Below are 15,386 nucleotides of genomic sequence, written 5' to 3'. Positions count from 1 at the left end.
CTATATCGCGCATGGGCGGGCATAAGCCGCGCTTCCAGAATCAACTTTTAGCTGATTCCAACTTCCAGTCGAAAGAGATCCCGTGTCCGAGATGTTCCGTATCACGCTGCCCGACGGTTCCGTCCGTGAGGTAGCCCCGGGGACTACCCCGGCGGACATCGCTGCGGCGATCGGTCCGGGGCTCGCCAAGGCCGCCATCGCCGCGCGCGTCGACGGCGAATTGCGCGACATCGGCCGCCCGTTCGAAGGCGATTCGCAGCTCGCTCTGGTCACCGCCAGGAACGAGGCCGACGCGCTCGAGCTCGCGCGCCACGATTACGCGCATATCCTCGCCGAGGCGGTGCAGAAGCTGTTCCCCGGCACCCAGATCACCTTCGGCCCGTCGACCGACGACGGCTTCTATTATGATTTCGCGCCGAAGGACCGGCCGTTCACCGAAGAGGATCTGCCGGCGATCGAGGCCGAGATGCGCAAGATCATCGCGGCGGACGAGCCGCTGATCCGCGAAGTATGGAGCCGCGAGGATCTGATCGCGCGCTGGAAGGCGCAGGGCGAGAGCTTCAAGGCCGAATGGGCCGCCGAGCTTCCCGGCGACGAGGAGCTGACCGTCTATCGCGCCGGCAAAGGCGACGACGCGTGGCTCGACATGTGCCGCGGGCCGCATCTCGCCTCGACCGGCAAGGTCGACCCCAATGCGTTCAAGCTGACGCGCGTCTCGGGCGCCTATTGGCGCGGCGACCAGAACAACGCGATGCTCAGCCGCATCTACGGCACCGGCTGGCTCAACAAGAAGCAGCTCGACGAGCATCTGACCCGGATCGAGGAGGCCGCCAAGCGCGACCACCGCAAGATCGGGCAGGAGATGGACCTGTTCCACCTCCAGTCCGAGGCGCAGGGTTCGGTGTTCTGGCACCCCAGGGGTTTCATCCTGTGGCGCCAGCTCGAGGCCTATATGCGGCGTCGTCTGGATGCTGCCGGCTATGAGGAGATCAAGACCCCGCAGCTGATGGACTCGCGCCAATGGGAGCAGTCCGGCCATTGGGGCAAATATCGCGAGAACATGTTCGTCGTTCCCGACGAGATTCCCAATGCCGAGGAGGAAGGGCCGATCCTCTCGGGCGAGGGCGACCTCATGGCGCTCAAGCCGATGAACTGCCCGGCGCACATCCTCGTGTTCAAGCAGGGGATCAAATCGTATCGCGACCTGCCGATCCGCCTCGCCGAATTCGGCTGCTGCCACCGCAACGAGCCGCACGGCGCGCTGCACGGCATCATGCGCGTCCGCCAGTTCACCCAGGACGATGCGCACATCTTCGTGCGCGAGGACCAGCTGATCGCGGAAGTGCAGAAATTCTGCGACCTGCTCGACAGCGTCTACCGGGATCTCGGCTTCGAGAAATATGCGATCAAGCTGGCGCTGCGCCCCGACAAGCGCTTCGGCAGCGAGGAAATGTGGGACTGGTCCGAACAGTCGCTGCGCGACGCGGTCAGGGCGACCGGCCGCGACACCGAGGAATATGGCTGGGAAGAGCTGGAGGGCGAGGGCGCCTTCTACGCGCCCAAGCTCGAATTCCATCTCACCGACGCGATCGGCCGGACGTGGCAGGTCGGCACGATCCAGACCGATACGGTGCTCCCCGAGCGGCTCGACGCGAGCTATGTCGGCGAGGATGGCGAGCGCCACCGCCCGGTGATGCTCCACCGCGCGATCCTCGGCACGTTCGAGCGCTTCATCGGCATATTGATCGAGCATCACGCCGGCCGCTTCCCGCTCTGGCTGTCGCCGGTGCAGGCGGTGGTCGCGACGATCGTCTCGGACGCCGACGATTATGCGAAGCAAGTGGCGGCGAAGCTCGCGGCGGCGGGGATCCGGGTCGAGACCGACCTGCGCAACGAGAAGATCAACTACAAGGTCCGCGAGCATTCGGTGGCTAAGGTCCCGAACCTGCTGGTGGTCGGCAAGCGCGAGGCGGACGAGGGCACCGTCGCGCTGCGCGTGCTCGGGAGCCAAGGGCAGCAGATGCTGTCGCTGGACGAGGTGGTGGCGAAGCTGGTGGCGGAGGCGACTCCGCCCGATTTGCGCTAGAATATAGTCACCCTCACCCTTCCGGCGCTTCGCGCCTCCCTCCCTCTCCCGGTGGGAGAGGGAAGGGGCCCGCCGCCGCAGGCGGTGGGAAGGGTGAGGGTGATCAGCTAGTTCAAAACGCCGCCGACACCGAAAACACCACCTGGCTGCCGGCGATGCTCGATCCATCCTTGGTCGAGGAGAAGTTCGGCAGCAGATAGGCCGATTCGGCTTCGCTGATGTCGGTGTCGGTATAGGCGATGCCGAGGGTCAGCGGGGTGCCGGCGATCGCCATGTCGGCGCCGAGCATCCAGTCCCAATATTCGCCGGTTGGCGACAGGCTGGTCCCGTTGGGGCCGAGCCCGGGATTGCCTTCGGAGCGGCCGATATGCGCCTTGAGCGTGACCGGCGTGCCCTTCACCCCCGCGGCGAAATCGCCCCACAGATAGAGATTGTCCTCGGACTGGCCGTTGCTCTGCGGCGTCGCCGAGAAATTGCCGAGCGCTTCCTGCTTGGGCGCATAAGCGACGCCGGCGAGCGCGGTGAGCGGGCCGATCGTGCCGGAGAGCTTGACATAGGGCTCGGCGAAGTCGGTGTTCTGGAAGCCGCCGGGATACATGTACCAGGTGAGGCCTACGTCGAGCGTGCCGCCGCCGCCGACCGGGAATTTGAACCCGCCGTAGAGATCGAGTTCCATATTGGCGCCGCCGAACGTGCCCCAGCCGGCGAGGTTCGATGCCCAGGTGCCGGCATAGAGGCCGCTCTCGTGGCTGACGGTGAGGCCGCCCTGGATCGCGATTTCCTCGTCGGTCTGCGAGACGCCGCGGAAGCGATAGTCGGAGACGAGCGCGACGCTGCCCGAGACGGTGACCGCCCTGGGCGGCTCTTCCTGCGCGAATGCAGGCGTGGCCGAGCCGAGCAGGATGGCGAAAGCGAGACGTGTCTTCATTGGGACTCCCCCTGGATGGTGGTGGTCCCCTGCGGGCCGGATCGGGCTTGCCTCTGGGCGGGCGGGCTCCTTGTCCGACACCCAAGAGCTATCGGAAGAAGCGTGGCTCGTGTGTAACGAAGTGTTGCTGCGGTCAGTCCTCCCCCGCTTGCGCGAGGGAGGATTTCTCCGTCGCCGCTTGCGAAAATCCCACCGCATCCCGATATCGGCACTGTTGCGGCCGGGCATCGGCGCGCGACAAATCGGCAGTTCGCGCGTTCTTCCCCTGTTCGGGATGGTGCCCGCGCGCTATCGTGCCGCAGCAATTGATGTGATCAACCACTACAGGAGCAGTCCTTATACGTCCTCCCATGTCCCGGCGCCCTCTGGCACCGCCGCCGATGAACGGCCCGCGCTTCAATGAATTCATTCAATCGCCCAAGGTGCGGGTGATCGATCATGAGGGTGAGAATCTCGGCGTGATGTTCACGCGCGAGGCGATGGAGCAGGCGCGCGAGGTCGGTCTCGACCTGGTCGAAGTGTCGCCCAACGCCGATCCGCCCGTCGCCAAGTTCCTCGACGTCGGCAAGTTCAAGTACGAGGCGCAGAAAAAGGCCAACCAGGCGCGGAAGACCCAGAAGACGCAGGAGATCAAGGAGATCAAGATGCGTCCGAACATTGACGATCATGATTATGATACGAAGATGAAGGCGATCCACAAATTCCTCGGCGAAGGCGACAAGGTGAAGATCACCCTGCGCTTCCGCGGCCGTGAGCTTTCGCACGGCCAGCTCGGCATGATCCTTTTGAAGCGCGTGCAGGACGATACGGCGGAGATCGCCAAGATCGAAAGCTATCCGCGCATGGAAGGCCGCCAGATGCTGATGGTCATCTCGCCCAAGTGATGCGCCGGCGAGGGCTGCCGTTCGCGGCCCTCGCCGCTTTGCTGCCGGTCGCGACGAGCGCGCAGACCGTCCATTCTCCCCCGATCACCGCCGGTACCGACGAGAAGCTCGCGCTGCCCGCCGACTATCGGCAGGTCTGGGCCGACGAGTTCGATTCGCCCGGCCTGCCCGATCCGAAACGATGGGCGTACGACACCAGCCGCAACAAGGAAGGCTGGTACAATGACGAGCGCCAATATTACGCCGCCGAACGGCCCGACAATGCCCGGGTCGCGCGCGGGCGGCTGATTCTCGAGGCGCGCAAGGAGCGGCTGGCCGACCGGCCCGATTTCGGCGGGCAGGAATTCGCCTCGGGCAAGCTGGTCACCGCCGGGCGCGCCGCGTGGCAATACGGCTTCTTCGAGATTCGCGCGAAGCTCGCCTGCGGGCGCGGAATCTGGCCGGCGATCTGGATGCTGGCGTCGGACGGCAAGGCCGGCTGGCCGGCGATGGGCGAGATCGACATCATGGAACATGTCGGCTGGGATCCCGGCCGCGTCCATGGCACCGTCCACACCAAGGCATACAACCATGTCGCCAAGACCCAGAGGGGGGCGAGCGTCTTGATCCCCGATGCGTGCACGGCGTTCCACAATTACCAGCTCGACTGGAATGCCGACCGCATCCTGATCGGAGTCGACGGCCACGCGCACATGCGCTTCGACAACGACCATGAGGGCGATCCCGCGACCTGGCCCTTCGCCAGCCCGCAATATCTGATCCTCAACGTCGCGGTCGGCGGCTGGGGCGGAGAGAAGGGCGTCGACGACGCGGCCTTCCCGTCGCGGATGGAAGTGGATTACGTCCGGGTCTGGCAGAAGCGCTAGGTTCGGGGCCGTTACCGTCATCCCGGAAGCCGATTTTCTTCAAATCTCTGATTTGATCAGAAAATCGAGCTGTCCGGGATCCACCGTGAGGCGGGCATCCAGCGGCGTGGTGGATCCCGGACCGAAGGCTTTCCAGCGTAAAACCTGCAGTTTTCCGGGAAAGCCTGACATCCGGGATGACGGGAAGTTTCTTGGGTACAGGTCTTGGCGCCGAACCGTTCAGGGCCGCGACCAGCCGTAATTTCCCGCGACGATCGCCGCCTGGGTGCGGTTGCGGACGTTCAGCTTGCGCATCAGGGCGGTCATATGGACCTTCACCGTCGCCTCGGCGATGCCGAGCTCGTGCGCGATCTGCTTGTTGAGCAGGCCCGAATGGACATGCCGCAATACTTCCATCTGCGTCCGGGTGAGCTGGGGCGGACCGGATTCGGGCGCTCTCCGATCCCGGGGATCGCGATTGTCATGCACATGGGCCGCTGCATGCATCTTGCCTCTCCTGTTCGCGATCCGGTTCGAGGCAATGATCCGGCTCCCGCCGGACACGCCAAAGGATTCGTTACCGCTAACAGTAATAGAATCGGTTAGACAGGTTCAAGTAGAAATTCGCCGCCAGCGTTGTCATATGGCGAAAAAAGCGCGCGATACCGTCGATTCTGCAGATGGTCGGTGCGGAAAATCTGTCTAACAGATTATGCGCTTCCCCCGGCCAGCTGCGCCAGAACCATGTCGCGCAGCCGCTCCGGCGGATCCTCGGTCACGAGCGTGATCGCTTCTTCCTCGGCCAGCGGCCGCTCGAGCGTGGCGAGCTGGCTGTCGAGCAGGCTGGCGGGCATGAAATGGCCGGCGCGGCCGGTCAGCCGGGCAAGCAATCGCTCGCGGCAATTGTCGAGCAGGACGAACCGCACCGGCTGGCCGATCGTGGCGCGCAGCCGATCGCGATAGCGCTTGCGCAGCGCCGAGCAGGCAGTGACCGCGACGCCGTGCTCGGCGATCGATTGCGCGGTGGCCGCGCCGAGCCGCTCGAGCCACGGCCAGCGATCCTCGTCGCTGAGCGGCTGGCCGCTGCGCATCTTGGCGACAGCCTCGCGCGCGTGGAAATGGTCGCCCTCGAGAAACGGGCAGCGCAGCGCCTCGGCGAGCAGCGTCCCGACCGTCGTCTTGCCGCAGCCGCTGACGCCCATGACGACGAGCGCGAGCGGCGGGGCAGGGGCAGCGACAGGCGGCAAATCGGAATTCCTCGGGAAACGGGCCGTGCCCTTCGTCGCGCGGTTCTGGATCGGGCTCCGCCGGCTGCAAACTACGACCTTGGTCGCAGATGCCACGTGCGGGGCGGCGCGTTAGCCAGACGGATCGAGAGGCGAGAGACGGAGGTTTCGATGGATATCCGCGGCTTTGTGCTGGCTCTGACCGCGGCGACGGCGCTGACCGCGCCGGCCGAGACCTTGGCGCAAAGCGTCTCCGTGTTCCCGACCGCCCCCGCCGAACCCGGCGCGGTGACCGTCAAGGCCATTGGCGACGGCAAGGCCGACGACAGCGAAGCGCTCCAGCAGGCCTTCGATCAGGCGCGCAACAAGACCGGCCATGGCCTCGTCTTCCTGCCCTCGGGCAAATATCGCATCACCCGCACCTTGGTCGTGCCGCCGGGCGTGCGGGTCTACGGCGTCGGCAAGACCCGCCCGGTGATCCAGCTTGCCGCGAACACGCCCGGCTTCCAGCAGGGCGTCTCGACGATGATCGTGTTCGGCGGCGGCGATCAATATAATGTCGGCAAGGTGCCGGTGCCGGTGCCGACGATCGTGCCGCGCGACAAGGTGGTGCGCGACGCCAATTCGGGCACTTTCTATTCGTCGATGCGCAACGTCGACGTGGAGATCGCCGAAGGCAATCCCGCCGCCGCCGGGGTGCGCTTCCGCATGGCGCAGCACGCCTTCCTCAGCGACATGGAATTCCGCCTCGGCACGGCCTTTGCCGGGGTCTATCAGGCCGGCAACGTCATCGAGAATGTCCATTTCAAGGGCGGCCGCTACGGCATCGTCACCGAGAAGACCTCGCCCGCCTGGCAGTTCACCTTGCTCGATTCGACGTTCGACGGGCAGAGCGACGCGGCGATCCGCGAGCATGAAGTCGATCTGACATTGGTCAATGTCGCGATCCGCAATACCCCGGTCGGGATCGAGATCGACCGCGGGTACAGCGACTCCTTGTGGGGCAAGGACGTCCGCTTCGAGAAGGTCAGCCGCGCCGCGGTGCTGATCTCGAACGAGAACAATGTCTTCACGCAGGTGGGTTTCGAGAACGCGCTCGCGACCGACAGCCCGGTGTTCGCACGGTTCCGCGACACCGGCCGCACCGTGAACGGCAAGGGCAAGGCCTATAAGGTCGCATCCTTCACCTATGGCCTCGTCGTTCCCGAGCTCGGCCATAGCGGCAGCTACGCCACCGAGGCCGATGTGCAGCCGTTGCGCGCGATGCCGAAGCGCCGCGCGCCCGCGATCCGTGCGCTTCCGAAGATGGCCGATTGGGTGGACGTGCGCACCCTCGGCGTGGTCGGCGACGGACAGGCCGACGACACCGCGGCGATCCAGCGCGCGATCGATACGAAACGCGTCCTCTATTTCCCCGCGGGCTTCTACAAGGTCACCGACGGCCTGAAGCTGCGGCCCGACAGCGTGCTGATCGGGCTGCATCCGGCACTGACCCAGCTCTACATTCCCGACGAAAATCCGCGCCATGCCGGGCTCGGCGCGGTGCTGCCGATCCTCGAGACGCCGCGCGGCGGCGACAACATCCTCTCGGGGCTCGGGCTGTTCACCGGGCGGGTGAACCCGCGCGCGTCAGCTTTGCTGTGGCGCTCAGGCGAGCACAGCCTCGTCGAGGACGTCAAGATCATGGGCGGCGGCGGCACCCCGACCTCGGACGGCAAGCCGCTCTATACGCTGTCGGCGCGCAGCGGCGATCCGGTGTCCGACGGGCGCTGGGACGCGCAATATCCGAGCATCTGGGTGACCGATGGCGGCGGCGGCACCTTCGCTGATGTGTGGAGCCCGAACACCTTCGCCTCGGCCGGCTTCACCGTCACCAACACCAGCACGCCGGGCCATGTCTACGAGATGTCGGTCGAGCATCATGCCCGCAACGAATTCGTGCTCGACAATGTCCAGAACTGGGAGTTCCTCGCGCCGCAGACCGAGCAGGAAGTGGGCGACGGGCCGAATGCGATCGGGCTCGAGATCCGCAACTCGCGCAACCTGCTGTTCGCCAATTATCACGGCTATCGGGTGACGCGCAGCTATGCCCCGCAGCGCAGCGCGGTGAAACTTTTCAACTCGAGCGACATCCGGTTCCGCAACATGCACGTCAACGCCGAGAGCGGCTATGCGAGCTGCGACGACGAGGGCTGCGGCACCTTCCTGCGCGCGAGCAAATATCCGTTCGACAATGCAGTCGAGGACGTGTCGCGGGGGCTGGTGGTCCGCGAGCGCGAATTCGCGAGGCTCGACATTGGGGCCGCGGATCGTGCGATCGCGGCGCCGACGCCGAGTGCAGCCAAGGTCGACAAGGTGGCCGAAGGCTTCTGGTCGATTTCCGGCGCGGCGGTGGACGCGCAGGGCGCGCTCTATTTCATCGACCGGCGATTCCAGCGCATCCATCGCTGGACCGAAGCGAAGGGGCTGGAGGTGGTGCGCGATCACGCGCTCGACCCGGTGAATCTCGCGGTCGACGCGTCGGGGCATTTGCTCGTGCTGTCGTCGCTGGGGGCGAAGGGCGCGGTCTATTCGCTCGACCCGAACGGGCCGCCCGATGCGCTAACCCTGATCCAGCCGACCCCGGTGCGCGCCGGGGCCGCGGGCAAGACGCTGCTGCCGGTCAATTGGTGGAACAACGGCGAGTTTCGCGACCAGCTCGATCACCAGAGCTATCAATTCACCACCCTCGCCGAATTGTTCGCGCGCGAGGTCGGCACGCCCAAGGGGCGCGAATATGTCTCGCCCGACGGCAGCGTTGCGCTCCCGGCCTTCCGCGTCTGGCAGCAGGGCCCGATCGACCATGTCGGCTGGCGCTGGTCGAACGGGCTCAACGCCAACGGGCTGGTCGGCGCGAAACAGGGCGAGCGGCTGTTCGTCACCAATGGATCGGAGAACATCACCTATAGCGGCGCGGTCGGGCCGGGCGGGACGCTGACCGACCTGAAGCCCTTCGCCAATCGCGGCGGCGAGAGCGTCGCGGTCGACGCCGAGGGCCGGGTCTATGTCGCGAACGGGCAGGTGTTCGTCTACGGCGCCGACGGCAAGGAAGCCGGCCGCATCGACGTGCCCGAGCGGCCGCTGCAGATCCTGTTCGGCGGACCCGAGCGGCGGACCTTGTTCATCCTGACGCACCACGCGCTCTACGCGGCGCGGCCCTGAGCGGGGCCGCTACGACCTTTGTCGTACGTGCGGCAGGGCGGGCGCGGCGATACGCTTGATCGACGGTCGCAAACGGCAAAGCCGGCGCCGCCAGAGAAAAGACGACAGAATTCAGAGGAGGGGACAGATGAAGCGGATTTTCGCATGCCATCGGCAGCGCCACGGAGTGAGCCTCGCCGCGCTCGCGGCAATGGCGCTGGCCAATGCCGCACACGCGCAGACCGCGCCGGCACCGGCGCCGCAGGAAGAACCCGCGGCCCAGATCGACACCGCACCCGAGGCGACGGCCGAGCGCGAGGGCGACATCGTCGTCACCGGCTCGCGCATCATCGCCAGCGGGTTCACCGCGCCGACGCCGACCACGGTGATCGGCGAGGAGCAGATCGCCGCCAACGCGCAGCCGAACCTGTTCAATACGATCGCGCAACTGCCGTCGCTGCAAGGTTCGACCGGCACCGCGACGGGGACGTTCAGCACGTCGAGCGGGCAGCAGGGGCTGAGCTCCTTCTCGTTGCGCGGCCTCGGCCCGATCCGCACGCTGACCCTGCTCGACGGCCAGCGCGTCGTCGGCGCCAACGTCACCGGCGTGCCCGACATCAGCCTGTTCCCGCAATTGCTGGTCAAGCGCGTCGACATCGTCAACGGCGGCGCCTCGGCTTCCTATGGCTCGGACGCGGTCGGCGGCGTGGTGAACTTCATCACCGACACCCGCTTCACCGGCTTCAAGGGCAATGTGCAGGGCGGCGTCACCACCTATGGCGACAATGAGCAGATCCTCGCCCAGGCCGCATGGGGCGGCGCATTCGCCGGCGACAGATTGCACCTGATCCTGAGCGGCGAATATGCCCATGACCAGGGCGTCGGGCCGGGCGATTTCGGCACCGACCTCGCGGGCAAGCGCGACTGGTATCGCGCCACCACCCTGCTCAATACCGGGCAGACCAATAACGGCCTGCCACAGTTCAATTATCGCGATTATGCCCAGCCTTACCAATATGCGCGCTTCGGCCTGATCAACAACGGCCCGCTGCAGGGGATCGCGTTCGACGCGAACGGCACGCCGTTCAACTTCAACTACGGATCGGGCGGTGCGCCCCTGGGCAATGGCCGGGTGAGCAATTGCTATCCGGGCAACAGCTTCTGCGTCGGCGGCGACCTGTCGGGCGCGCCCGGCTCCGGCGCCTCGCTGGTGTCGCGGCTCCAGCGCGTCAACGGCTTCGGCCGGATCGGCTACGACTTTGCCGGAAGCAACGAGATCTATCTGACCGTGAGCGCGGCGCAGGTGAAGACCAGCAACCAGCCGAGCCCCGGTTACGGCCGGCCGAACCTGACGGTCCAGTGCGCCAATCCGTTCCTGCCGCAATTGGTGCGCGACCGGTGCGCCACCGCGGGGATCACCAGCTTCAATTTCGGGACGAGCAACGGCGCGTTCCCCGATCCGCGGGTCTTCACCGACCGGCGCCAATATCGCTTCGTCGGCGGGCTCAAGGGCCAGTTCGGCGTGGGCGGGGGCGAGTGGAATTACGACGCCTATTACGCGCACGGCATCACCATCTCGGACATCGACGTCAACGACATCGTCCTGCAGAACCGCTATGTCGCCGCGACCAACGCGATCACGCTGAACGGCGCGGTGGTCTGCGCCGATGCGGCGGCGCGGGCGGCGGGATGCCAGCCGATCAACATCTTCGGCGGCTTCGCGCCGTCGGAAGCGGCGCTGGCGTACGTCACCCCCCAGAACGGGCCGTTCCAGCACACCAAGTTGACCCAGGACGTGGCCAGCCTCAATTTCTCGGGCAATCTGTTCGATCTGTGGGCAGGTCCGCTGACCTTGGCGTTCGGCGGCGAATATCGCCACGAATTCTACCGGGTGAATGCCGATCCCTATGGCGCGGGGGTGAGCACGCTCAGTCCGAACAGCGACGCCTATCCGGTGGATCCTTTGCTCAATGCCGCGCAGGGCAGCAACTGGGCGGCCGGCAACTACAAGAACGGCCGCGGCGCCTATGACGTGTACGAAGGCTTTGCGGAACTCAATCTGCCCCTGTTCGACGGCGGCGGGGCGGGCAAGGCCAATCTGAACGGCGCCGCCCGCGTGACCCATTACAGCACTTCGGGCACGGTCTGGGCATGGAAGATCGGCGGCACCTGGGAAACCCCGCTCGACGGCTTCCGGCTGCGCGCGGTGACGTCGCGCGACGTCCGCGCGCCGAACCTGTCCGAATTGTTCGCCGCGCCGACGGTGACGACCCTGCCCAACTTCGCCAATCCGTTCCCGCCCGCCGGCGCGGTGCAGGCTTTCCAGAACACGATCGGCAATCCCGATCTGAAGCCGGAGATCGCGCGCAACACCGAAGTCGGCGTGGTCCTCGCCAACCCGTCCTGGCTGCCGGGATTGAGCCTGTCGTTCGACTATTACAGCATCAAGCTGGACGGCGTGGTCTCGACCCTGTCGGCGGACCAGATCGTCCGCTTCTGCTTCGAAGGCAATCAGGCGTTCTGCGGCGGCTTCGTGCTCAACAGCCCGGTGCAGGGCGGCAATTTCATCAACGTTCAGCCGTTCAACCTCGCCTCGTGGAAGACCAGCGGGTTCGACATCGAGGCGAGCTATCGCTGGAACCGGCCGCTGGGCCTGCCGGGCAGCTTCACCGTGCGCGCGCTCGGCACCCATATCCGCGAGTTCCTCGTCGATGCCGGCATCGCCGGAGTCGACCGGGTCGATCAGGCCGGGGCGAACAGCGGGAACACGCCCGACTGGAAGTGGCTGGCAATCCAGAGCTACGAGAATGACCGCTTCAGCCTGAGCGTTCAGGAGCGCTGGTTCTCGGACGGGGTGTTCGGCAACCAATATGTGGTCTGCACTTCGGCTTGCCCGGCATCGACCGGCAACCATCCGACGATCGACCGCAACTTCATGAAGGGCGCCTTCTATGTCGATGTCGGCGGGTCGTACAATGTGACGTCGAGCATCAAGACCTATTTCAAGGTCGACAATCTGTTCGATCACGATCCCGAGCCGTCGCCGCAGACCAATACCGGGCTCGACGTCAATCCGGCGCTCTACGACACGGTCGGGCGCACCTATCGTGTCGGCGTCCGCTTCAACTTCTGATCGCAACCCACCTCCCGTGGGAACTCGTCCCGGCCACGCGGCCGGGACATTTTTTTCGTGTCGGAGTACGGATGATGTACCGGAGACTGGTCGAGCTCTGCGCAGCCCTGTCGCTGCTGTTCGCGGTGCCGGCGGCGGCGTCGCAATCGGTCTATGCCAGCGCGCCCGACGAGCCGGCCGCGGTGCGGGTGGCGGGAGTCGGCAATGGCCGCGCGGACGACAGCGCCGCGCTCCAGGCGGCGATCGACAAGGCAGCCGATAAAGGCGGCGGCATCGTCTTCCTGCCGCAGGGCACGTACCGGATCACCCGTACGATCTATCTCTGGCCCGGGGTGCGCATCTTCGGGGTGGGTGCGAAGCGTCCGGTGATCCTGCTCGGCGCCAATACGCCGGGGTTCCAGCGCGGCGTCGCGCATATGCTGATCTTCGCCGGCGCGCGGCCGGGCACCGGTCCCGCGCCGCGTGCAGTGGCGTTCCCGCCGCCGGGAAGCGTCCCGTTCAACAAGGAGGTGCCCGACGCCAATTCGGGGACCTTCTATTCGGCGCTCGGCAATGTGGACTTCCGCATCCTCGGCGGCAATCCGGCCGCCACTGCGATCCGTTTCCACGCCGCCCAGCACAGCTTCGTCAGCCATGCCGATTTCGACATCGGCTCGGGGCTGGCGGGCCTCTATCACGTCGCCAACCATGCCGAGGATTTGCATTTTCGCGGCGGCCGCTACGGGATCCTCGCCGAGAAGACCTCGCCGGCCTGGCCGTTCGCTCTGGTCGATTCGACGTTCGAGGGGCAAAGCGACGCGGCGATCCGCGAGCACGAAGCGGGGCTGACCCTGGTCAACGTCGCGTTCCGCAACGTGCCCGTCGGGATCGAGATCGACCGCGGCTATGGCGACTGGCTGTGGGGGCAGGATGTCCGCTTCGAGAATGTCTCGAAAGCGGCGGTCGTGATCTCCAACGAGGACAATGTCTACACGCAGATCGGCTTCCAGGATGTGGTCGCCGCGAACACGCCGGTGTTCGCGCGGTTCCGCGACAGCGGCAAGGCGGTGAAGGGCGTCGGCCCGGCGTACAAGGTGGCGTCGTTCACGCATGGGCTGACGCTCCCCGGGCTCGGGCGGATGGGAGTGTTCAAGACCGAAATGGCGGCCGGGCGCATCGCGGCGCTGCCGGCCCGGCCCGCGCCGGCGATCCGCGCGCTGCCGCCGGTTTCGGAATGGGTCAGCGTCCGGACCATGGGCGCGAAGGGCGACGACAGGACCGACGATACCGCCGCGCTCCAGAAGGCGATCGACAGCCACCGCATCGTCTATCTGCCAGCGGGCTTCTACCGGGTCAGCGACACGCTGCGGCTGCGCCCCGACACGGTGCTGCTCGGGCTGCATCCCAGCCTCACCCAGATCGTGCTGCCCGACGGGACCCCGGGCTATCAGGGGATCGGCGCGCCCAGGGCATTGATCGAAAGCGCGCGCGGCGGCGACGCGATCGTCGCGGGGCTCGGCCTCGACACCCAGGGCGCCAATCCGCGCGCGACCGCCTTGCTGTGGAGGGCGGGCGCGAATTCGATGGTCAACGACGTCAAGTTCCAGGGCGGCCACGGCACCAATCGCTACGACGGCAGCCGCGTCACGCCGTACAACAACAACGCCACCGCCGATCCCGATGCGGCGCGGCGCTGGGACGGGCAATATGCCAGCCTGTGGGTCACCGCGGGCGGTGGCGGCACCTTCGCCAATATCTGGAGCCCCAGCACCTTCGCGCATCCCGGCATCCTGATCTCGGACACCGAGACCCCGGGCCGGATCATTCAGGCATCGGTCGAGCATCATGTCCGCACCGAGATCGGCTTCAACCGCGTCGCCAATTGGGAATTGCTCGCCGGCCAGACCGAAGGCGAGGCGGGCGAGAGCGGCGACGCGGTGGCGCTCGAGATCCGCGATTCGCGCAATATCCTCGTCGCCAATTTCCACGGCTATCGCGTCACCCGCACGCGCAAGGCCGCGCCCGCCGCGGTGACGCTGTACAATTCGCACGACATCCGCTTCCGCAACATGCACGTGAACGGCGAGAGCGGACTCGGCACCTGCGACGAGAATGGCTGCGCGACCTTCCTGCGGCTGACCAAATTCCCGTTCGAGAATGCGATCCGCGACGTCACGCGCGGGCTCGACGTGCGCGAGCGCGAATTCGCCGTGCTCGACGTGCCTGCCAAACCCGAGGCCGTGAAGCCTGCAACGTTCGAGGGCGCGAAGGTCGAGAAGCTCGCCGACGACTTCCATTCGATCGGCGGCGGCGCTGTCGATGCCGAGGGAAGGCTCTATTTCGTCGATCGCTTCTTCCGGCGGATATGGCGCTGGTCCGATGCCGGCCGGCTCGAACTCATCCGCGACGCGGCGCTCGATCCGGTCAATCTCGCGGTCGATCGCGCGGGCAATCTGCTGGTGCTCTCGTCCTATGGGCGCAACGGCACGGTCTACAGCTTCCGCCCGGGTGCGCCGGACACGGAACTGACCGTGATCCAGCCGACCCCGACGGCCGCGCGTCCGGGAGCCGCGCTGGTGCTGCCGGTAGGCTGGTGGAACAATGGCGAGTTCAAGGATCAGCTCGATCCGCAGACGATGGAGTTCACCACGCTCGCCGAGATGTTCGCGCGCGACGTGGCGACGCCCCAGCTTCGCGAATATGTCTCGCCCGACGGCAGCATCGCGCTGCCGGCGTGGCGGGTATTCCAGCAAGGGCCGCCCGATCATCGCGGGCTGCGCTTCTCGCACGCGCTCGACAGCTATGGTTTCGTCCAGGGCAAGCCGGGAGAACATGTGTTCGTCACCAACGGCTCGGAGAACCGCACCTATCGCGGCACGCTCGGCGCGCGCGGCGAGATCACCGGTCTGACGCCCTTTGCCGAGCGAGGCGGCGAGGGCGTGGCGACCGACGCACAGGGACGCGTCTACATCGCCAACGGCCAGGTGTTCGTCCACGCGCGCGACGGCAAGGCGATCGGACGGATCGACGTGCCCGAACGCCCGCTCCAGCTCGTCTTTGGCGGCGCCGATCGCCGGACGCTCTACATCCTGACGCACCACGCATTGTACGCAGCGCGACTGTGA

At 66.4% G+C, this 15,386-nt stretch carries 9 protein-coding genes; 6 read left to right on the top strand and 3 right to left on the bottom strand.

The window, feature by feature from the left end; all coding sequences use genetic code 11:
* Positions 1 to 82 precede the first annotated feature (82 nt).
* Entirely contained in the window at positions 83 to 2,086 is a 2,004-nt protein-coding gene (thrS, locus tag Q9Q95_RS01045; protein ID WP_306093204.1) for a threonine--tRNA ligase, read from the top strand.
* A 112-nt stretch (positions 2,087 to 2,198) separates the two neighbouring features.
* On the opposite strand, the gene Q9Q95_RS01040 is transcribed toward thrS, so the two are convergent.
* Entirely contained in the window at positions 2,199 to 3,014 is an 816-nt protein-coding gene (locus tag Q9Q95_RS01040; protein WP_306093203.1) for a TorF family putative porin, read from the bottom strand.
* A gap of 350 nt (positions 3,015 to 3,364) precedes the next feature.
* Between Q9Q95_RS01040 and infC the strand changes: the two genes are divergently transcribed.
* A complete protein-coding gene (gene infC / locus Q9Q95_RS01035; protein WP_306093202.1) occupies positions 3,365 to 3,898 on the top strand; it encodes a translation initiation factor IF-3 in 534 nt (177 codons plus the stop codon).
* Positions 3,898 to 4,764, top strand: coding sequence for a glycoside hydrolase family 16 protein (locus Q9Q95_RS01030; RefSeq protein ID WP_306093607.1), 867 nt, complete (start codon positions 3,898 to 3,900; stop codon positions 4,762 to 4,764). Before infC ends, Q9Q95_RS01030 begins: the two co-directional genes overlap by 1 nt.
* A 219-nt stretch (positions 4,765 to 4,983) precedes the next feature.
* Here the strand turns inward: Q9Q95_RS01030 and Q9Q95_RS01025 are convergent, their stop codons facing one another.
* A complete protein-coding gene (locus tag Q9Q95_RS01025) occupies positions 4,984 to 5,250 on the bottom strand; it encodes a response regulator transcription factor (RefSeq protein WP_306093201.1) in 267 nt (88 codons plus the stop codon).
* A 203-nt stretch (positions 5,251 to 5,453) separates the two neighbouring features.
* Positions 5,454 to 5,945 carry a gluconokinase gene (locus Q9Q95_RS01020; RefSeq protein ID WP_306093605.1) on the bottom strand — a complete coding sequence of 164 codons (492 nt, stop codon included), beginning with the start codon at positions 5,943 to 5,945 and terminating at the stop codon, positions 5,454 to 5,456.
* A gap of 195 nt (positions 5,946 to 6,140) precedes the next feature.
* Here Q9Q95_RS01020 and Q9Q95_RS01015 point away from each other — a divergent pair, with 195 nt between their 5' ends.
* From Q9Q95_RS01015 to Q9Q95_RS01005, 3 genes are all read left to right on the top strand, one after another.
* Positions 6,141 to 9,170, top strand: coding sequence for a glycosyl hydrolase family 28-related protein (locus tag Q9Q95_RS01015; protein WP_306093200.1), 3,030 nt, complete (start codon positions 6,141 to 6,143; stop codon positions 9,168 to 9,170).
* Between the two features lie 127 nt (positions 9,171 to 9,297).
* Complete coding sequence (locus Q9Q95_RS01010; RefSeq protein ID WP_306093199.1) at positions 9,298 to 12,282, top strand: TonB-dependent siderophore receptor; 2,985 nt, start codon at positions 9,298 to 9,300, stop codon at positions 12,280 to 12,282.
* A 74-nt stretch (positions 12,283 to 12,356) separates the two neighbouring features.
* A complete protein-coding gene (locus Q9Q95_RS01005; RefSeq protein ID WP_306093603.1) occupies positions 12,357 to 15,386 on the top strand; it encodes a glycosyl hydrolase family 28-related protein in 3,030 nt (1,009 codons plus the stop codon).

This window comes from Sphingomonas sp. DG1-23 (assembly GCF_030730875.1).
In the GTDB taxonomy this organism is placed as follows: Bacteria; Pseudomonadota; Alphaproteobacteria; order Sphingomonadales; family Sphingomonadaceae; genus Sphingomonas.
This window is presented reverse-complemented; position numbering and strand designations above follow the sequence as displayed.

Bases quoted from the DNA above. Each gene is read 5' to 3' on its own strand.
- Q9Q95_RS01025 (WP_306093201.1), bottom strand. From the start codon at position 5,250: ATGCATGCAGCGGCCCATGTGCATGACAATCGCGATCCCCGGGATCGG.
- Q9Q95_RS01015 (WP_306093200.1), top strand. From the start codon at position 6,141: ATGGATATCCGCGGCTTTGTGCTGGCTCTGACCGCGGCGACGGCGCTG.
- Q9Q95_RS01030 (WP_306093607.1), top strand. From the start codon at position 3,898: ATGCGCCGGCGAGGGCTGCCGTTCGCGGCCCTCGCCGCTTTGCTGCCG.
- Q9Q95_RS01005 (WP_306093603.1), top strand. From the start codon at position 12,357: ATGTACCGGAGACTGGTCGAGCTCTGCGCAGCCCTGTCGCTGCTGTTC.
- infC (WP_306093202.1), top strand. From the start codon at position 3,365: ATGTCCCGGCGCCCTCTGGCACCGCCGCCGATGAACGGCCCGCGCTTC.
- Q9Q95_RS01020 (WP_306093605.1), bottom strand. From the start codon at position 5,945: ATGGGCGTCAGCGGCTGCGGCAAGACGACGGTCGGGACGCTGCTCGCC.
- Q9Q95_RS01040 (WP_306093203.1), bottom strand. From the start codon at position 3,014: ATGAAGACACGTCTCGCTTTCGCCATCCTGCTCGGCTCGGCCACGCCT.
- Q9Q95_RS01010 (WP_306093199.1), top strand. From the start codon at position 9,298: ATGAAGCGGATTTTCGCATGCCATCGGCAGCGCCACGGAGTGAGCCTC.